Annotated in this window: 20 protein-coding genes; 5 read left to right on the top strand and 15 right to left on the bottom strand. The window is 33.5% G+C overall.

Annotated elements, in window-relative coordinates:
* Positions 1–175: 175 nt before the first annotated feature.
* From pgi to uvrC, 8 genes are all read right to left on the bottom strand, one after another.
* On the bottom strand, positions 176–1,813 hold the full coding sequence (pgi, locus tag ACFSR1_RS11890) for a glucose-6-phosphate isomerase (protein ID WP_378292730.1): 1,638 nt from the start codon (positions 1,811–1,813) through the stop codon (positions 176–178).
* 4 nt (positions 1,814–1,817) lie between these two features.
* On the bottom strand, positions 1,818–3,074 hold the full coding sequence (locus ACFSR1_RS11885; RefSeq protein ID WP_378292728.1) for a peptidoglycan DD-metalloendopeptidase family protein: 1,257 nt from the start codon (positions 3,072–3,074) through the stop codon (positions 1,818–1,820).
* Between the two features lie 6 nt (positions 3,075–3,080).
* Entirely contained in the window at positions 3,081–4,046 is a 966-nt protein-coding gene (locus tag ACFSR1_RS11880) for a tryptophan 2,3-dioxygenase family protein (RefSeq protein ID WP_378292726.1), read from the bottom strand.
* A complete protein-coding gene (locus ACFSR1_RS11875; RefSeq protein ID WP_378292724.1) occupies positions 4,046–4,822 on the bottom strand; it encodes a DUF3108 domain-containing protein in 777 nt (258 codons plus the stop codon). Before ACFSR1_RS11875 ends, ACFSR1_RS11880 begins: the two co-directional genes overlap by 1 nt.
* 491 nt (positions 4,823–5,313) lie before the next feature.
* Positions 5,314–6,453 carry a 4-hydroxyphenylpyruvate dioxygenase gene (hppD, locus tag ACFSR1_RS11870; RefSeq protein WP_378292722.1) on the bottom strand — a complete coding sequence of 380 codons (1,140 nt, stop codon included), beginning with the start codon at positions 6,451–6,453 and terminating at the stop codon, positions 5,314–5,316.
* Between the two features lie 155 nt (positions 6,454–6,608).
* The gene (locus tag ACFSR1_RS11865; protein ID WP_378292720.1) at positions 6,609–7,766 is read right to left on the bottom strand and encodes a homogentisate 1,2-dioxygenase; all 1,158 of its coding nucleotides are present in this window, start codon (positions 7,764–7,766) and stop codon (positions 6,609–6,611) included.
* 180 nt (positions 7,767–7,946) lie between these two features.
* Complete coding sequence (locus ACFSR1_RS11860) at positions 7,947–10,232, bottom strand: patatin-like phospholipase family protein (RefSeq protein ID WP_378292718.1); 2,286 nt, start codon at positions 10,230–10,232, stop codon at positions 7,947–7,949.
* Positions 10,233–10,239: 7 nt separating this feature from the next.
* A complete protein-coding gene (uvrC, locus tag ACFSR1_RS11855) occupies positions 10,240–12,039 on the bottom strand; it encodes an excinuclease ABC subunit UvrC (RefSeq protein ID WP_378292716.1) in 1,800 nt (599 codons plus the stop codon).
* Positions 12,040–12,200: 161 nt separating this feature from the next.
* On the opposite strand from uvrC, the gene ACFSR1_RS11850 reads away from it, so the two are divergent.
* The 5 genes from ACFSR1_RS11850 to ACFSR1_RS11830 all read left to right on the top strand — a co-directional run bounded on the left by ACFSR1_RS11850 (position 12,201) and on the right by ACFSR1_RS11830 (position 15,521).
* Positions 12,201–12,629 (top strand): ATP-dependent zinc protease family protein, encoded by a 429-nt coding sequence (locus ACFSR1_RS11850; protein ID WP_378292714.1) that lies wholly within the window; start codon positions 12,201–12,203, stop codon positions 12,627–12,629.
* Positions 12,629–13,501 (top strand): 30S ribosomal protein S6--L-glutamate ligase, encoded by an 873-nt coding sequence (rimK, locus tag ACFSR1_RS11845; RefSeq protein ID WP_378292712.1) that lies wholly within the window; start codon positions 12,629–12,631, stop codon positions 13,499–13,501. The genes ACFSR1_RS11850 and rimK overlap by 1 nt, the downstream gene beginning before the upstream one ends.
* A 6-nt stretch (positions 13,502–13,507) precedes the next feature.
* Positions 13,508–14,497: a succinylglutamate desuccinylase/aspartoacylase family protein gene (locus tag ACFSR1_RS11840; RefSeq protein ID WP_378292710.1), complete on the top strand. Its 990-nt coding sequence runs from the start codon at positions 13,508–13,510 to the stop codon at positions 14,495–14,497.
* Positions 14,490–15,056, top strand: a complete 567-nt coding sequence (locus ACFSR1_RS11835; RefSeq protein WP_378294501.1) for a 5-formyltetrahydrofolate cyclo-ligase — start codon at positions 14,490–14,492, stop codon at positions 15,054–15,056. Before ACFSR1_RS11840 ends, ACFSR1_RS11835 begins: the two co-directional genes overlap by 8 nt.
* Before the next feature lie 63 nt (positions 15,057–15,119).
* Positions 15,120–15,521, top strand: a complete 402-nt coding sequence (locus ACFSR1_RS11830) for a response regulator (protein WP_378292708.1) — start codon at positions 15,120–15,122, stop codon at positions 15,519–15,521.
* An 8-nt stretch (positions 15,522–15,529) separates the two neighbouring features.
* Here the strand turns inward: ACFSR1_RS11830 and ACFSR1_RS11825 are convergent, their stop codons facing one another.
* From ACFSR1_RS11825 to ACFSR1_RS11795, 7 genes are all read right to left on the bottom strand, one after another.
* Entirely contained in the window at positions 15,530–16,138 is a 609-nt protein-coding gene (locus ACFSR1_RS11825) for a lipoprotein signal peptidase (RefSeq protein WP_378292706.1), read from the bottom strand.
* 42 nt (positions 16,139–16,180) lie between these two features.
* Positions 16,181–16,801, bottom strand: a complete 621-nt coding sequence (locus tag ACFSR1_RS11820) for a hypothetical protein (protein ID WP_378292705.1) — start codon at positions 16,799–16,801, stop codon at positions 16,181–16,183.
* 67 nt (positions 16,802–16,868) lie between these two features.
* Positions 16,869–17,582, bottom strand: coding sequence for a DUF4097 family beta strand repeat-containing protein (locus tag ACFSR1_RS11815; RefSeq protein WP_378292703.1), 714 nt, complete (start codon positions 17,580–17,582; stop codon positions 16,869–16,871).
* 51 nt (positions 17,583–17,633) lie between these two features.
* The gene (locus ACFSR1_RS11810; protein ID WP_378292701.1) at positions 17,634–18,392 is read right to left on the bottom strand and encodes a DUF4097 family beta strand repeat-containing protein; all 759 of its coding nucleotides are present in this window, start codon (positions 18,390–18,392) and stop codon (positions 17,634–17,636) included.
* Positions 18,393–18,422: 30 nt separating this feature from the next.
* Positions 18,423–19,214, bottom strand: a complete 792-nt coding sequence (locus tag ACFSR1_RS11805) for a HEAT repeat domain-containing protein (protein WP_378292699.1) — start codon at positions 19,212–19,214, stop codon at positions 18,423–18,425.
* Positions 19,215–19,218: 4 nt separating this feature from the next.
* Entirely contained in the window at positions 19,219–19,752 is a 534-nt protein-coding gene (locus ACFSR1_RS11800; protein WP_378292697.1) for an RNA polymerase sigma factor, read from the bottom strand.
* 243 nt (positions 19,753–19,995) lie between these two features.
* Entirely contained in the window at positions 19,996–20,379 is a 384-nt protein-coding gene (locus tag ACFSR1_RS11795; RefSeq protein WP_378292695.1) for a TraR/DksA family transcriptional regulator, read from the bottom strand.
* Between the last annotated feature and the right edge of the window lies 1 nt (position 20,380).

Here is a 20,380-nt window from a genome sequence, read left to right as displayed (position 1 = left end):
TATAATGAATTGAGTTAATTGTTTGGCGCAAAAAAACAAATCTTTGCGCAATTAAAGTTTATCTTAATGTTAAAATTTTTACATAAAATTTTAACGGTTTTAAGGTAACTCAATTTTATAATGAATTGATTTGGAGTTAATTGAAAATATCAAAAAGTTATGAACCAAAAAAAACTTAACTCAAATACTTTTTTAGCAGTGTTTTTGTGGACGAATCATGGTCAGAAATCTGCGAATTATCGATTTCATTTAAAATTTTTGTAGCCAATTGCTTACCTAATTCCACACCCCATTGATCATAACTAAATATGTTCCAAATTACTCCTTGAACAAAAATTCTTTGTTCATACATCGACACTAATGCACCTAGACTTTTAGGGGTTAATTTGTTAATAAGTACAGTGGTGGTAGGTTTATTTCCTGTAAAAATTTTGAAAGGCACTAACTGTTTTAGTTTATCTTCAGGAAGATTTTTGGATTTTAATTCATCAAGAACTTCAGCTTCAGTTTTTCCGTTCATTAAGGCTTCAGTCTGTGCAAAGAAATTCGCCATGAGTTTATCCTGATGATCTTTATCTTCAAACAAAGAGTGTTTAAAACCAATAAATTCTGCTGGAATCAATTTGGTTCCTTGATGAATTAACTGAAAGAATGCATGTTGAGCGTTTGTTCCCGGTTCTCCCCAGATGATGGTTCCTGTTTGATAGTCAATAGGGTTCCCATTGCGATCTACACTTTTACCATTACTTTCCATAATACCTTGTTGCAAGTATGCCGGTAATCTATGCAGGTATTGCGAATATGGGATGACTGCTTCGCTCTCAGCACCAAAGAAGTTATTATACCATATACTAAGTAATCCCAAAACAACGGGTAGATTCTCCTCGAAATCGGCAGTTTTGAAATGTTCATCCATTTCATGAGCACCCACTAATAAAGACTCAAAGTTTTTATAACCAACGGATAAACTTATGGATAATCCCACAGCGCTCCACAGTGAAAAACGACCTCCAACCCAATCCCATAATGGGAAAATATTGTCTGAATCAATACCAAATTTAGTTACATTAGGAATGTTACTGGATACGGCAACGAAATGTTTGCTTACCGCTTCTTGAGAAGCTTGTTTTATAAACCAACTTCTGGCGGTAGTAGCATTGGATAATGTTTCCTGCGTAGAGAAAGTTTTTGATACCACTACAAATAACGTAGTTTCCGGATCAAGATCTTTTAAGTTTTGGTGTACGTGATCACCATCTACATTGGATATAAAATGTACTTTCAGATGGTTTTTATAATATTCTAAAGATTCTGTAATCATGGCAGGTCCAAGATCAGAACCGCCAATACCGATATTTACAATATCTGTGAATGGTTTGTTAGTATATCCTTTTAATTCACCATTAATAACCTTATCACAAAATGTTTTTATTTTATTTTTTACATCAGATACTTCTGGTACTACATTTTTTCCGTCTACATTAACAGTGTTACTTGACGGAGCTCTAAGGGCTGTGTGCAGTACTGCTCGGTTCTCTGTTTCATTTATGGCTTCTCCTTCAAAATAGCTTTGTATTGCTTTATCGAGCTGTACCTCTTTGGCAAGATCTATTAAAAGCTTTTTTGTGGTTTCATCAATTCTATTTTTAGAATAATCTACATAAAAATCCTTCCATTCAATGGAGAATTTTTCTGATCTATCTGGAGATTTTGCAAAAAGATCTTTTAAATGCGAGTGTTTTATATCCTCGTAATGGTTTTGAAGTGCTTCCCAAGCTTTTGTGGTGGTGGGATTAATAGTTGGTAATGCCATCTGGTTATAAAATTTCTTGTTTTGGTTTGAAAATAATGCTGTCTAATTTCGTTTTTAGTGGTTCTATATGTTTAAAATAAGAAGGTCGCAAACTATCATTTAACGGTTTGGAGGCAGGTAAATCTTGTTTGAAAGGATCTACTTCTTTACCATTTTTCCAGAAACGATAACATACGTGTGGTCCACTGGTATTCCCTGTCATTCCTATGTAACCGATAACCTCGCCTTGTCTTACATATTCACCGACTTTTACTGCTCGTCTACTCATATGTAAGTATTGAGTATCATAAGTAGCATTATGTCTGATTTTTACATATTTTCCATTTCCTCCTTTTCGTTCTGACTTGGTAACAGTACCATCTGCAGTTGCCAATATGGGAGTTCCAACTGGTGCCGCAAAATCTGTTCCGCGATGTGGTCTTATTTTATTCCCATAGTACCGTATTCTTCGTTTAAGATTATATCTTGAAGAAATTCTACTAAATTGAACCGGTGCTCTAAGAAATGCTCTGCGTAAATTATTTGCTTCTTGATCAAAATAATCAAACGTTCCATTAATTGTATCATCTTCGAATTTAAATGCATAGATAGGTTTACTTCTATGCTCAAAGTATGAGGCTTTGATTTCACCTATTCCAGCCGGGATGGTATCGTTTATGTATTTTTCTGTATAAATTACTTTAAATTGATCTCCTGCCTGAAGTCTTGTAAAATCTATGGTCCATGCATAAATATCTGCCATTTTATAAGCAACCAGGAAGCTTAGGTCCATTTCGTCAAAGGTTTGAGACAGGTTACTTTCTATAGTTCCGGAAGCTATTCTTTCAACTATTTTTACTGGTTTTGCACTTTTTCTGGCAACGATACTGTCTCTAAAATCTACAACCGTATAATCTATAAGTCCATTTTGATACACAAATACTTGTGCTTTTTCGGTAGTATCTTTGGATTTAAGAATGGCATATGCTTTACCCGCTGTGATTCTGGCAACATTAAAAGTGTCTTTGATTTTATTTGAAATTTCAAAAACTTTGGCTCTGGAGATACCGTGACTGTCTAAGATAGCTCCAAAACTATCTCCTGGTCTTACTGTATCTCTAACAACTGTGAAGTCATTAAGATTGTATCCAAATTCCTTAACAACTGGTGGTTCTTTTATTTCTTCAATTATTTCAGGAACGACATCTACCGGTTCTTTTTTTTCTTGCTGACATGAAATCAATACTACTGCCATTAGTAGTATGTAACCTAAATTCTTCAACTGACTTTATTTTGTGGTATTAAATTGATGGGTAACCCATTGTTGTCCCCAATTTTCTTTTTCTTCTTCACTCCAAAGATTAGGAAAAAAAATGATCCTTTGAAAACTTGGTGGTAAAAACTTTTTCCAGTTGGTTCCTCCTGTGGCTAATACTTCGCCTTTATCTCTATTAAGATACCTGTAGGCGGCACCCATATGCATTAATAACCAATTAATATTCACATTGGTGTCAAAAGTACGTAATGCATTAATAAGGTGCACATTATTTTGCTCTTTTTCCGGAAGTTCCAGGTATCTGTGATAAATTGTACTTTGTTTTACCTGGTGAGCAATACGCATCATTCTGGGCGTATACCGATACTCAAACTGTTTTAGTGTTAGTGTCTTTTCACCGGTTTTAATATCCGTAGCCCCGGATTTCCAGTATAAATGTTCATAAACTTCTTCCAAAGCATCTTCTTCAGAAAATTCATCTCTTTCCTTACTATTTACCAAATTAGCTAAAGGAGTGGCATATATCTCTATCAACCTAAATTGAACTGATTGAAAACCACTTGCTGGTAATAATGACATTCGGTATTTTAGAAATTGATCTTTGTCCATTCCTTTGATCATAACATCAAACGAGTCTATCAAAACTCTAAAATATCGATTGATCCGATCTAATTTTTTTGTAAAGAACTCTGCAGTCTGTAGTTTATCATCAATAATCTGCTTTAACTCATGGATGATCAACTTAAAATAAAGTTCTGTAATCTGATGATACATGATAAATATTTCCTCATCAGGAAAATGTGTTCTTGGAATTTGTAAACTAAGTAAAGTGTCCAGGTGAATATAATCCCAATATGTGAGGTAACGGTCGTGTAGTAAACCATCTAAGTAAGATCCCAGATCCTGCCCGGAATTTTTAAACTTTTTTTCGAGTTGTCTTATTTTTTCAGCAATCTCAGGTTTTATGGATTCGTCCATTAATCTATTACAATTTTAAGAGGGTGTTTAAGTCCTTTATAAGCTATTAAATCTGCATTTATTGATCCTACGAGAATATCTGCTTTTATTCTAATAGGCATTCTATTATCATCGTCACTTACCCAAACGGTCAAACTTTCTTCTTCCTTAAATACTCTTTCTGCTTGAACTATTGGGCGAAATTTTAAACAGCGAATTTTATTACCATTCATTTTCACTGTTTCTCTTCCTAAAAAGCGTAGCTTAAACAGGTAATTTTCATTGTCAAAAAACATATTTACCAGCTTCTCATCTCCTTTCTTTAGCGAAGATACGTCAATATTATTTCTTAGATAATAGAACGAAGACATCATGTCCTGGATATTGTCCTTGATAGTAAATGTTTCCTTTTTATTATACTTTTTATTAAATACAAGAGCTTTTTTATTTTCGTGATCAAAGTTAATCTCTATATCTTTGGTGTGACCTCCTTCATTGATCTTACGGATAAAACGATACGGTTTTACTTCGGTTTTATCAACATAAGTTTCATAATAATCTTCTACTTTAAAAAACACACTAAGAACCCCTGAAGATTTTCCTGTGCCAACAATATGGTGTACAGACTTCCCGTTGAGCGTTTCGTCTTTTACCTCTAAAGTAGCATAACTGGCTGTAAAAAACCCATAGCGAATTTTGAATTTGAACCATTCTCCACTATTAAAAGAGCTGTGGCTGTCCTGAGCAATAGAGGTAGTTGTAATCAAGATTATTAATAAAAGAATATATCTTTTCATTTGTTCTTTTTTATTGTTTTTTTAGTAGTCAAATGGAATTCGCCATTGTACATTTCTTTGTGTATCAATTTAATTGTTATGGCTCATTTCATAAATATTTTGGGTGTTGTTTTGTTAAACATAAACACTATTGCCAGTAGTATTTACAATATCCATTCCAAAAATACTATATAATATAAACAGATAAAAACGGGGAGTATTACTAAATTTTAAAAAAAGTAATAAAAAAGAGAGCCACCACAGCTCTCTTTTACTTTTATTAACCAACTAAAAACTTAAATTATGAGAATAATTATTGTTTTTGGTATAAGCAGTAACCACTCCGCTTATAATACAAACATCCGCTTTTTTTGCATAATTATCAAACGAAAACGTTTTTTTATTATCATATTTAACAAAAATTTAGGCAGAAACGGATAATTTTTCAATAATCTCAATTTATTAACATTGTTTGCTTAAATTTTTGAAAGGATTCAAAGAAAATATTGAATCTATAGTGTCCCTCTCTGTTCTTGTTCTCTTTCTATTGCCTCAAAAAGTGCTTTAAAATTACCTTTTCCAAAAGATTGCGCTCCTTTTCTCTGAATTATTTCAAAAAACATAGTTGGTCGATCTAAAACGGGTTTGGTAAAAATCTGAAGCAGATATCCTTCATCATCTCTGTCAATGAGTATTCCAAGTTCTTTTAAAGGTTCAAGATCTTCATCAATTTCTCCTACTCTGTCCAGAACTGTTTCATAGTAACTGGCTGGCACGGTAAGAAATTCAACTCCACGATTTTGCAAGGCAGAAACTGTTTCTATAATATTATCCGTAGCCAACGCCATATGTTGAACACCTGCGCCGTTGTAAAAATCAATATATTCTTCGATTTGTGATTTTTTTCTTCCTTCTGCAGGCTCATTTATCGGAAATTTAATTCTACCATTCCCATTACTCATTACTTTACTCATTAAAGCGGTATATTCTGTAGAAATGTCTTTATCATCAAAAGATACTAATTGGGCAAATCCCATAACTTTAGCATAGAATTCGCACCATTTATTCATTTCATTCCAACCTACATTTCCAACCATATGATCAATATACTTAAGTCCGGTAGATTCTGTTTTGTAAGGCTTTTTCCAGGCAACATAACCAGGTAAGAATGCTCCGTTGTAATTTTTTCTTTCTACAAATACGTGAACAGTTTCTCCATAGGTATGGATGCCAGAGAATACTACTTCACCATCTTTATCCTCTTTTGTAATTGGTTTCATATAGGATTCTGCACCACGTTTAACGGTCTCTTCGTAACTTTTTGTAGCGTCATCGACCCAAAGTGCGACTACTTTTACACCATCACCATGGGCATTAATATGCTTATTGATATCTCCATCCGGTTGTAATGGCGAAGTGAGGACTAAAGTTATTTTGTCCTGGCGCAATACGTAAGAAACCCGATCTTTAAGACCTGTTTCTAGTCCTGCATAGGCAATGGGCTGGAATCCCCAAGCCGTCTGATAATAGTAAGCTGCTTGTTTAGCATTACCTACATATAGCTCTACGTGATCTGTACCTAGAAGCGGCAGGAAATCTTCTGCTTGTGGAACTACTTTTTCTAAATTTTGTGAGTTTATATTTGTTGACATGACTTTTTAATTAGATAATTAGTAAATGTGATAATTAGATGATGATATTTAAAATCCTTCGGAATTTTCTAATCATATTTACCACATTGCTCTTAAATGTGAAGTAATATCTTTTCTATAGCTTAGCATTTATCTATTTTTTGATTATTCATTAACTATTCTAGCCAAGATTTATAATAATCTTCATCTGCTATTTTCATGGCTTCTTTTGTAACCATCAAAGGTTTAAAAGTGTCAACCATCACAGCTAGTTCATCTGTTTTAGTTTTTCCAATACTTCTTTCTACAGCACCGGGATGTGGACCGTGCGGAATTCCTGCCGGGTGCAAGGAGATATGACCGGCAGCAATATCGTTTCTACTCATAAAATCACCGTCTACATAATACAATACTTCATCACTATCGATATTACTATGATTGTAAGGAGCAGGAATACTCTCAGGATGGTAATCATATAATCTGGGAACAAATGAACAAACCACAAATGCATCTGTTTCAAAAGTCTGATGTACAGGAGGTGGCTGATGAACTCTTCCAGTTATTGGCTCGAAATCGTGAATGGAAAATGCATACGGAAAATTGAACCCATCATATCCTATCACATCAAAAGGATGCGTAGCATAAATCATATCAAAGATTTCATCCTGTTTTTTCACTTTAATCAGGAAATCTCCTTTTTCATCATTACTTTCTAATTCATAAGGAGCTCTTAGGTCTCGTTCACAAAAAGGCGAATGCTCTAATAACTGCCCGAACCAGTTTCTATATCTTTTTGGAGTATAGATAGGTCTCCTGGATTCTACAATAAACAGTCGATTGTCTTTTGTGTCAAAATCAAGTTTATATATTGTGCCTCTCGGAATTACTATATAATCACCATATTTAAAATCCAGGTTGCCTAAATGACTTCTGAATTTACCAGTTCCTTTATGTACGAAAATAAGTTCATCAGCATCGGTATTTTTGTAAAAGTAATCTGATGTGGATTCCTGAGGAGCAGACAAAATAATACTAACATCACTGTTGGTAAGTACATTTTTTCTGCTTTGTAAATAATCTTTTTCCGGGTTTACATTAAACCCGTGTAATCGATAGGATTTTATATTATTTTTTATTGCAATTTCGGGTGCTACACTATAGCTTCCTTGAATTTCTTTTACTTGTGTAGGTCGCTGATGGTGATATGAATTGGTTGACATTCCATCAAAACCAATGGTTCCAAACAATTGTTCATAATATAAGGTACCATCAGGTTTTCTGAAGATTGTATGTCGCTTAGGAGGTATTTTACCTAAAGAGTGATAAAAAGGCATGATTATTAAAGATTATGGTGTTAACTACTAGGTTATAAAAAAGTAAGCAATAGTAAACTATACCTCATTCCGGATTACGTTTAATAAGGTAGTGTAATAGCAATAATAAGTCCTGCCAATACAAGCTCATAACTATACAAATATCGGAAATATTTCGATCTTTTTGAATGTAAAAATTTATTAAAACCAAAAACCTATACTAAAAAACCATTCTCCTTCTTTTTGTTCAGGAGAATATGAATATTTTACTTGTACCGGTCCTGCAAAAGTTTCTAGTCCATAACCTAAAGCATATCCAGAATATTCGGGAGATTCTAACCACTCACCATTTTCAAATAACCCATTACCAACATTGGCATAGTTAGCAGCTAGATTGATATGGTTTTTCGAAAATATCTCATAGTCTAAAGTGATGGCTGTTTTAAAAAAACTATCTCCCACAATACTCAAAAAATCATACCCGTAAAAAGGGATATTATTATTGATCATTTTTGCCCCAAAACCACCCACGAAAAAATTAAGACTTCTAACATTCTGTTCTTCCCATCTGTTACCGGCACTCAGCCCTAGATTAACCGAAGTTTTGTCAAAAACTTTAAAAGCGTATCCAAAATCAGCCTTTGCAATAACAAAATTGCTATTTTCACTGTTTGGGTTATCGTCAAATAAATAATAATTAATATTTCCGTCAAAGAAAAATCCAGAAGAAGGGAAATACTTATTGTTGTAGCTATCAAATTTTAGATAAGAGAATGTGCTCCAGTAATTGCTGTTGTCAAAAACAACTCGCGGTAATTGATCCTCGTCCTCTCCTATAGTTTCAGAAATAAGTCTAAACCTTCGATACTCTGCTCCAAGACCTAGGGAAAAAGTTTGATTTAATAAAGTTTCTACATAGAACTGAGTTTTGAAATCCAGATAATCCAGGTTGATCTTATTTACTTCTATATCGGGTAAACTAAAATCTTCTCTCACCAGCTCATATTCTACATTTCTGTTGAAACGATTAATACTGTTTTTTAGACCAATACTCCAATAGAATCCTTTGTCGATATAATAATCAAAATCATATCTGATATTATCTCCTAAAGCCACATCAAGTGAAAGAACATCATTGTTAAAGAGTAAACTTTTTTTGGTGAAATTTATAAGAGCGGCAGTTTTATATAAATCATCATAATGAAGCGCTAAACGTAATAGTGTAGTGTTTTTTGATTCTTTTACATTAAGAACCAGTTCCTTGCCATCTTCTTTGTCAATTAAACGATGGCTTACCCTATCAAAATTACCAGTTGCAGATAGGTTATTAATACCTTCGTATAATTTCTTATAAGTAGTGGTTTTGGGATTATTCAGTTTTAATTTTAGTTTTCCCTTGATATAGGATCTTGTATATCTTTGATTTCCAGAAACAACTAAGCTATTGATAAGAAGTGTGTCGGAGTTTTTAGGAGCTTTAATTGATGGTTTTGAAGTTTTTTGACGTCTTTTTATTGCTCTCAATTTTTCATAATTAGCGAATGCCGCTTTTTCTCCATTCGCGATAATTTTATCGGCCTGATCAAAAGATATTAATGAAAATTCTGAAATGGATGGTTTAATATAGACATCGGTTTCAGGCATTTTGCTTTTCATAGCTTCAATCGTCCTGAAATTGCTTATCTGCAACATGATGTTGGTTACAGAATTTAATTCATCTCTTGGCATTAAACTGTCTTGCACATCGATTCCGATTACGATTTCTGCTCCTTTTTTACGTATTTCTTCGATAGGATAATTGTTAGCAACACCTCCATCCGTCATGAGAATACCATCTAATTCGATGGGGCTAAAAATAGAAGGCAATGCGCCACTTGCAGATACTGCTTCAGGTAAATATCCCTTGTCTAATAAAATTTGTTCTCCATTAGCTATATTGGTAGACATACAGAAAAAAGGAATAGGAAGCTTACTAAAATCATCAACTTCGTGAACATGAGAGGTTAATCTTGCAAATTCGTTAAAAAAGTTCTGCCCTTTGGATAACCCTTGTGGAAGTCCTATTTTGAAATTATCAAAAGGAAGAGTAAGTGCGTATTTTTCGGAGTCTTCACGTTCATAAAAAGTTTTAGCTTTTCTTGGTAAGTCATCCTGTATGAGTACATCAAAATCTACAGCTCTAAAAATAGAATCTAGCTCTTTTGCAGAGTATCCTGATGCATATAGTGAACCGACAATTGCTCCCATACTGGTTCCGCCTATATAATCGATTCTAATTCCGGCTTCTTCAATCACCTTTAGCGCTCCTATATGCGCCAATCCTTTAGCACCGCCACCACTTAAAACCAGCCCAACTTTCACATCCTGGCCTTCAGGATTGTCGTGGATTTCAAGAATATCCTTATCCTGAGACACTATGATATTGGATGCAAAGAGCATCACAATCAGTATTAGTGTATCTAAAATTTTGAAGGAGGTGGATTGCATAAGAGGTTTATTCTTTTTTAGAAAGATAGTAATTATACACTTTGGTTGCGCGTGATTCTCCTACTACTTCTGAAAGCTCTTTTTTTGTGGCTTCACTAATTCTTTTTACAGATCTAAAATGCTTTAGTAATTCTATGACGGTTTTTTCTCCTATTCCGGGAATAGAATCCAACTCTGTATCTAAAGCTGCTTTACTTCGTTTCTGTCGATGAAAGGTAATACCAAAACGATGGGCTTCATTTCTGAGATGCTGTATAATTTTTAAAGATTCTGATTTTTTATCAAGATATAAAGGGATTGAATCTCCAGGATAGTAAATTTCCTCTAGTCGTTTTGCAATTCCGATAATCGTTATTTTTCCACGAAGATTTAGGTCTTCTAAAGCTTTCAGTCCAGAAGAAAGTTGACCTTTTCCACCATCAACAATCACTAATTGTGGTAATGGTTGCTCTTCTTCCAGTAAACGTTTATATCTACGATATACAACTTCTTCCATAGAGGCAAAATCGTTTGCGCCTTCTACAGTTTTAATATTGAATTTTCTGTATTCTTTTTTACTTGGTTTGCCATTTTTAAATACTACACAAGCTGCAACCGGATTCGTTCCTTGTATATTAGAGTTGTCAAAACATTCTATATGTCTAGGCTCTTCAGGTAATCTTAGATCCTTTTTCATCTGAGCCATCAATCGCTTTACGTGTCTATCAGGATCAATAATTTTTATTTGCTTAAAACGTTCCTGTCGATAGTATTTTGCGTTACGTATGGATAGATCTACAATTTTTTTCTTATCTCCAAGTTGAGGTATTGTGATTTTTAAATCTTCACCAACATCAACCTTAATAGGCACATATATTTCTTTGGATGTGGATCCAAATCGTTGTCGTAATTCTATAATCGCCAACTCTAATAATTCCTTATCTGTTTCTTCTAGTTTCTTTTTAATTTCTGTAGTATGTGATCGTATAATCGCTCCATACGAAAGTTGAAGAAAATTGACATATCCATAGGATTCATCAGAGATTATGGAGAAAACATCTACATTGCTTATTTTAGGATTTACAACCGTAGACTTTGCTTGATATTTTTCTAAAACTTCAATTTTTTCTTTTATTCGTTGCGCATCCTCAAACTCCATTTTTTCGGCGTGATCTGCCATTTGTTTTCGAAATCTATTAAGAGAATCCTTAAAGTTTCCTTTTACAATTTCACGAATTGCTTCTATATTTTGACGGTATTCTTCCTCTTCTTGATATCCTTCGCATCCACCTTTACAATTTCCCAAATGATACTCAAGACACACCTTATATTTTCCACTGTCTATTTTTTGTTGTGATAAATCATAATTGCACGTTCTTAATTGGTATAAACCTTTGATGAGATCTAAAAGGGTATTTACCGTTTTGAAATTGGTATATGGGCCAAAATATTCTGAACCATCTTTAATAAGACTTCTAGTAGGAAAAACTCTAGGAAATCGCTCTTTTTTGATGCAAATCCAGGGATATGTTTTATCATCCTTGAGCATGACATTAAAACGAGGCTGATGCTTCTTTATAAGATTGTTTTCTAAGAGTAATGCATCAGTTTCGGTTTCTACAACAATATGTTTTATAGTGCTGATTTTTTTAACCAGTACTTTGGTTTTATAATTGTCATGACTCTTTGTGAAATAAGAAGTAACTCTTTTTTTGAGATTTTTGGCTTTACCTACATAAAGTAGTTTATCATCTTTATCATAATATTGATAAACTCCGGGACCTGTTGGTAATGTCTTAAGTTGTATATCTAACGAGGGTTTCTGCATAATGTAAGTGTAAATTTAGTGCTTTACGGGAATTATTAAATACACTTGACATGAATATTATGTTAAAAACAGAAAACGAATTTAACTATTAAAAGGTATTATAGTATAGAATGCATCTGGTTTTTTATTACTTTAGTAGCTCTATTTTTAAAGATATTTTTTTGAAAGATCAAAAAAAAATAATTGGAAGGACTGACAAGGTAGATTTTCCTCTTCTAGATCTGCAGGATATTGATGCAAAAGTCGATACGGGAGCGTATACTTCATCAATTCATTGTAAAGAAATTAAGGAGGTAGGTCAAATCTTAGAGTGTAGGTTTCTCGATCCTACACATCCCGAATATAATGGTAAAAAATTTACTTTTAAGAACTATGACATTACTGCGGTTAAAAGTAGTAATGGAAAGGTAGAAGTTAGATACGCCATAAGAACAAAAATCACCCTTTTTAACAAAACTCATTCTATAACATTAACATTGTCTTCTCGCGATGATATGCGTTTTCCGGTATTAATTGGACGTAAATTTCTAAGCGGAAAATTCTTGGTGGATCCTCAATTAGAGGATCAATCATATAATCTAAAATCCTAATGAATATAAAAATATTATCTCGCAATGCGAGTCTTTTCTCTACTGATGCTTTAGTGCAAGCTGCAGTAAAGAGAAAGCATAATGTGCAAGTAATAGACCCTCTAAACTGCGATATTGTTATCGAAAAAAAGAAACCGGAAATTTATTACCGGGGAAAAAAACTAGATCATGTAGATGCAGTAATTCCAAGGATAGGATCCTCTATTACTTTTTATGGTACAGCGGTGGTAAGGCAGTTTGAGATGATGAACGTATTTACGACCATTCAATCTCAGGCATTGGTCGATTCCAGAGATAAATTAAGAAGTCTTCAGATTCTATCAAAAGCAGGATTAGGATTACCAAAAACAGTGTTTACTAATTATTCTAAAGATGTTTCTGAAGTAATTTCTCATGTGGGAGGTGCTCCTCTTATCATTAAATTATTAGAAGGGACACAAGGTTTAGGAGTCGTTTTAGCAGAAACAAAAACAGCAGCAGAATCTGTACTTGAGGCTTTTAATGGACTGCAAGCCAGAGTCATTGTTCAAGAATATGTAAAAGAGGCCAAAGGAGCCGATATTAGAGTGCTAATTGTAGATGGCCAGGTTGTTGGTGCTATGAAAAGACAGGGAAAAGAAGGTGAGTTTCGGTCTAATCTTCATAGAGGAGGTAGTGCATCAATTATTGAACTCTCTGAAGAGGAAGAGAATGCTGCAATTAAAGCAGCAAAAGCCTTAAAGTTGGGAGTAGCTGGAGTGGATATGCTGCAAAGCGAGCGAGGACCACTTATTTTAGAAGTAAATTCTTCGCCAGGTTTGGAAGGAATTCAAATCGCAACAGGAAAAGATATCGCAAAATCAATTATTCGCTTTATAGAACGAAGTGTTTAAAAGAATATGGCAAAAACAGACAAAAAGAATATCTTAAGTGTTTTAGGAGAGGATATTCCGCTGGGAGCGAGCAAAACGATTAATTTCAATATAGCTAATCTTTATACATCAACAAAGATTGAAATCCCCATTATTATTGAAAGATCTAAAAAAGAAGGTCCTACGGTATTGATTACTGCCGGTATACATGGTGATGAGATCAATGGAGTAGAAGTCGTTCGTCAGATTATTTCTAAAAAGATTAATAAACCGGCAAAAGGAACTATTATATGTATTCCCGTTTTAAATGTATTTGGGTTTTTAGGAATGCAACGTTCTTTTCCTGATGGTCGAGATTTAAATAGAGTATTTCCTGGTACAAAAAGTGGCTCTTTAGCGAGCCGTTTTGCATATCAATTCGTTAATGAAATTTTACCAGTTGCAGATTTTTGTCTGGATTTTCACACAGGAGGTGCCAGTAGGTTTAATGCGCCACACATTCGTGTTGATGAAAAAAATGAAAAATTAGTAGAATATGCAAAGATATTTAATGCGCCATTTACGATGTTTTCTAAAAATCTAGATGGATCATATCGTGCTACTTGTGCGAAAAAGGGAGTTGATATTTTATTATTTGAAGGCGGTAAATCACAAAACAGCAATAAGGATATTGCTAGAGAAGGGGTACACGGAACCATGAGATTATTGAATCATTTTGATATGTTACATACGTCTTTTGTTGTCCCGGAAATTAAGACGGAGACTATATTCATCAAAAAAAGTTCTTGGATTCGGGCAAAATATAGTGGATTATTGCACGTCAAAATTCCATACGGAAAACATGTTGAAGTAGGAGAGCATCTAGCCACGATAACCGACCCTTACGGAAAGATGAGGCACGTTGTTAAGGCAAGCAACGAAGGTTACATTATCAATGTAAATGAAGCGCCAATTGTCTATAAAGGAGATGCGATTTTTAATATCTCAAAAGTTTTGAGTGATGGCAAGTCTGAGTAAACTAGATTTAAGAAAAAAGTACAAAAAGTTGCGTGCTGAACTTTCAGAAGAAGAGATTGATGATTTAAGCGTAGCCGTTGCAAACAATTTATTGAAGTTACCTATCTGGGAGCAATCTTTTTATCATATTTTTTTATCTATTCAAAAACAAAAAGAAATTAACACAGAATTTATACTTCATATTCTACAGGGTAAGGATAAAAATATAGTGGTGTCAAAGAGTAATTTTGAGAATAATACCTTAGAGCATATTTTGCTAACAGATGCTACTATACTTAAGGTAAACTCCTGGGGTATTCCCGAACCTATTGATGGGATTCCTATTGCAGAAGAGAAAATAGAAGTAGTTTTTGTTCCATTATTAGCTTTTGATCATAGAGGAAATCGTGTAGGTTATGGCAAAGGTTTTTATGACAAGTTTCTTTCCAAATGCAATGCTGAGGTTATAAAAATAGGGCTTTCCTTTTTTACACCTGAAGAAAAAATTGGAGGGATTTTATCTACAGATATTGGTCTTGATTATTGCGTAACTCCATCAAAATTTTATACTTTTAACTAACGATATATAATTTTTTTTGCCAGTATAGTTATTCTGTATTAAAATTTTAATTTTTATCCCAAGATGTCCCAAAACTCAAAGAGTGTATGCATCATAGATGATGACAATATGTACGTAAATTTAGTTATTAAAGTTATCAAGCTAAAAAAATTATCAGAGAAGATTGTTGTATTTAATAACGGTAAAGAAGCACTAAATTATTTCATAAATTCTACACAAAATATAGAGGATCAGATTGTCCCCCAAGTTATATTTTTGGATCTGAATATGCCTATTATGGATGGTTGGCAGTTTATTCAGGAGTTTGAAAAAATCAAGGATAAAATCAGTAAAAAGATCGATTTATATGTAGTTAGTTCTTCTATTGATGCCAGAGACATTAATAGAGCCAAATCGATCGATGTGGTTTCAGATTATTTGACTAAACCGATTCATCTGGATGATTTTGAAAAAATTCTGTACTAAATAAATGGTTAGGCTTCTTTTTTTGGAAAAGCTCTTTTATTAAAAATTAACAATAAGAAAACTCCAATACTAATAGCAGAATCCGCAATATTGAATACGGGATCAAAAAATGAAAAAGGTTTTCCACCCCAGAAAGGAATCCATTCGGGTAAAATATCATCGTAAAAAGTAAACTGAATCATATCTACTACTTTCCCATAAAAAATACTTTCATAACCACCACCTTCGGGTAAAAACTGTGCTATTTGAGTAGTTGTACTTTCGTTAAAAATAATACCATATAGAATTGAATCGATAATGTTTCCAAAAGCACCTGCAAAAATTAAAGCGATACAAAAAGTAAGGATTCTTGAACTGTTTTTTCTAACAGAGTCATATAACCAATATCCAATTCCGGTTATGGCAACTAATCTAAACAAGGTCAATATGAGTTTGCCATAATTTCCAGGAAGCTCAAACCCCCAAGCCATTCCTTTATTTTCTACAAATACAATACGAAACCAACTAAATACCGGTACTTCTTCATGTAGTGTGAAATTAGTTTTGATATAAATTTTGGAAATCTGATCGATTAGCAGAACTACGATTATAACTAAAATAGACTTCTTAAGGGACATAAACTTCTCTTATTTCATACAGTGACGGACAAAAATAGTGTTTTATTTTGTTTTGTAGACACTTATGTTTCCACTTATGGATTTTAGGTCAATTAGATGTTGACCATAGATTTTCTCTTCATAAAGAGTTCCTGATTTTGTCGAAGCATTTACTGTTGCATTTTTCGTATGAATAGTAATATCGCCTTGCAACGTATTTATGGTAGCATTTCCAACAAAATGATGAAGCAAGCAATCTCCAGAATTCAGCTCTACAAATAATGATTTAATATCACCATTTAATCTTAGAGAAGCGATCCTTGATTGTATGGTTACTTTGAGATGACTTGGCACTTGAATTTTTATCTTTAATACAATCACTTTATGCGCGCTGAGTTTATCATTGTGGTTTTCCGAAAATGGCTGAATGTCATCCATAATGGTAAGCGTGTTTTCTTTTCGCTTTGCATTAACCAATATGTCATTTTGATACTCTCCTTCAGACAATGCGCTTACTATAATTTTATTTTCTGAAGTATTCTTAACTTCAATCTGAAATGTATTGTCAAGAAGAATAAACACTTCTGAAAGTCCAGTAGCATCGATACTTTTATCAAAAGTTGATTGACCGGATACGTGGATTGATAGTATAAAAGCGATAAAAAAGAAAAAAAGCTTCCTCATACTGCTCTAAGGTAGCTTTTTTTCTGATTTCTATAAAACACTAAAGAATTGTGTTTTGGTGATGTGATTAACGTTTTCTCAAAAAGATATCTCCGCTAATGGTTTTGAGATGTAAATTACTTTTAACATTGCCGAAGGTTCCAGTCACCTTACTACCAACCATTCTGTTTTTTCCTTTATCAAACTCCATTTCTTTGTCAGAATAGATCAATCCGGAAATAGTTTCTGCCAATAATTTGGATTGAGCAATGTTAATATCAATGTCTCCACTAATCGTTTTCAGCGTTAGCTCTCCATCATATTTTTTAATATCTATATTCCCGCTGATAATATCAATTTCTAAGTCACCCTGATAATTTTCTGAAGCCACGTTACCAGAAATGCTTTTTACTCGTAGTTTGGCTTTTTTAGGAAGATATAGTGTATAGTTAGCATCAATATCCATATTGTTACAAGGTCCCCAATTATTTTTGCGGTTAGATCCTTTTTCTTTTTTCCATTTGTCAAATAAATCACCATAACTAGATTCAATATCCAAAACAGAAGAGGAGTTATCTATTTTTAGATCAAAATAGTCGTTAAATTCTCCATCGTTTATACTTACTTCAGCTTTAAGATAGACGGTGCTTTTATCCCATGTTTTTATGGTGATATCTTCTGCAAATTTGAATTCTATATTAATTCGATCAGCAGAAGTAGTGATTTCTTTTTCTATTACTTTTTGTGCATTGAGCTGAAAAGCTACACAGCAGAACGCGATTAGGTTTACTAAAGTTTTCATGATTTTTTGTTTTTGATCCACCTTAGGCGGACAGGTTGATAAATGACCTCTTTATTGTTTTCTCAGATAAATATTACCGGTTGCGGATTTTAGATTAATCTCCACACCACCGTTATTTAATTCAGTTTTTATTGTTTTTTTACCACTTACCACTTTTAGATTACTTTCTGGTACAGGGAATTTAATGTCAAAGTCAGTGAAAATCTCACCCATCGTTGCTTTCATCTCTAAATTTGCAGGAGTATTGGCAGGAATGCTAATATCAATAGCTCCTGTGGCTGAGACCAAAGAAATCGGCGAACTCTGACTTACTTTACTAAAAACAATGTTGATCTCACCTGTAGATGTTTTGGCCACAATTGGCCCGGTAACATCTCTCAACGTGATATGGCCAACATTTGTGGAGGCCTCTATTTCTGATGAGAATCCTTCTGCAAATATTTTTCCGAGGTTACTTCTTTCGACTTTAATATTGATGTCTTTTGGAAGAAATACTTCTAACGTTTTGGTATAAGCACTTTTTAAGTTTCTAACGATCAGTGTCCCTCCTTCTTTCTGTGCATACACACCAAAACCCGTATTGTCACTTCCTCCTGCATACACAGCTTTTAGTCCTTTTGCTTTTTCGGGCATCTTACGGCCATTTCCTATAATCAACAATTCATTTTTATCATGTGCTTTTAGTTTTACCCCGGACTCAGAGCTGATAACTACATTTTTAATTCCTTGTAAAGATTGGGTGTAATCTTCTTGTGCTTGTACCTGTCCAATAGTTATAAAAAGTACTATTGCGATTGCTATATTTTTCATCTGTTCTTCTTTTGATTTTTGATTGAAATTTTAAATTAAACTCGGAAGACCAATGTTTACTTGATCTTTTACATAACCAGGTGTTTCTTCATTCTGAAGTAACTTTTCCATAGAAGGAACTGCGCGTTTTTCCTGTATAGAAACTAATATTTGAATTAATTCAATTTGCATGCCCGGATCCTGTTCTGTCTCCAGAGCATTTACCAATGCTTTACGTACCATTTCTGAGTCCGAAAACTTTGTTAGTGCTTCTGCTGCAGCAAGTCGCACATTAATATGATCATCGTAAAGCATCTTATTAATTAAAGCTTTTAGTATCTCATTTCCGGGTTTTTCAAATTCTTCTGCGTAGTATACTGCTTGTAAACGCTTACTAGCTGATTTATTTTCAATTAGAGAAATGGTTACTTCCTGTTTTAATTGTACTTTTTCTTCTTCTAATACCGCCATTTCCTGAGAAAATGATTCATTGTTTTGTTGTTTTCCATAGAAATATGCTGAAACAATTAAGGCAACAGTCGCGGCTATTTGTAATACTGTTCTCCAAGAATTTTTCGTGTTTTTTTGAAGGGAAACTATTTTAGAATCACTTAATGTCTCTTTTTCCTTTTGAAGCATTTCTTCAAAATTCACTTTCATACTCGCATCCGGTAATTCTTCAGGATCTTGATCAATCCCATCAAAAATTAGTTGAAGTTCTTGTAATGACTCCTGACAACTATTACAGATGGTAAGGTGAGCTGTAATAACTTGATGCTCTTTCTGATCTAAATTTCCATCTAGATAATCGATGAGAAGTTCTTGTATTTGTTTACAGTTCATGGTGTTATATGTTTTGTAGGTAATGGTCTTTTAATTTATGAATGGCTCGATGTACTTTGGTTTTTATGGCTCCTGCTGTTGATCCGGTTATTTCTGCAATTTCTTGGTATTTAATGCCTTGATATCGACTCATAATGACCAATTCTCTGTCTGTATGATTTAATTTTTCTAATGCTTTATTCAATTGTTCTTTGATCTCTTCTTTTTCTAAGCTACCATTTTCTTCTTGCTCCATTTTGTACTCAATTTCATCTAATCGTTGCTCTTTAGTTTTCTGACTTTGATAATGATCAGAAAAGATATTTCTGGCAATCGTATAGATCCAGGATGAGAACTTACCTTTCTTATAGGATTTTCTATATTTTATGGCTTTATAGAAAACCTCTTGAGTAATATCCTGACTGATATCCCGATCTCTTGTCATTTTTAGTAAAAAATTAAATATTCTTATATGGTATCGTTCAAAAAGGATACTCATCATATCTAAATCTCCATTAGATACCAGAATCATTAATTCTTCATCAGTTGAATTTTTCAAGACGTCACTCTTTTTGGTTAGTTTCTATTAGTAATACCTGAGTTTTTTAAAAAGGTTACAACCTAATTAGAATTATTTTATCAAACTCTTATTTGATTTTTAGTAAGTATTAGAGGATCCCGCTTTTTAGCGGGATTAGTTCAACTATTTATTTTGAATGCTTTCAAAATAGAGTTTCACTAATAAAAAAAAAGTGCTTCCCAATCTGGAAAGCACTTTAAAGTTACAATATTTTGTAGTTTGTTAGCTCTGCATATTCTTAGCTTCTATACTAAGTGTAGCGTGCGGAACAAGTTTCAGTCGCTCTGGATTAATTAGTTTTCCTGTCACACGGCAAATACCGTATGTTTTATTTTCTATTCGTAACAATGCATTTTTTAAATCACGTACAAACTTCTCTTGCCTAATTGCTAATTGTGTATTTGCTTCTTTAGACATGGTTTCACTACCTTCTTCAAAAGCCTTAAATGTTGGCGAAGTATCATCTGTACCATTATTACCATCATTTTTGTAAGCACTCTGAAGTAATTCTAAATCTTTCTGTGCTTTTTCCATTTTTTCAACGATAATTGCCTTGAACATCGCTAAATCGGCATCACTATACCTTACTTTTACATCTGCTGCCATA

Origin of the sequence: Aquimarina rubra, from assembly GCF_042684305.1 — a bacterium.
GTDB classification, from domain to species: Bacteria; Bacteroidota; Bacteroidia; order Flavobacteriales; family Flavobacteriaceae; genus Aquimarina; species Aquimarina rubra.
The sequence above is the reverse complement of the archived record's forward strand: the minus strand, read 5'-3'. Positions and strand labels throughout refer to the sequence as shown.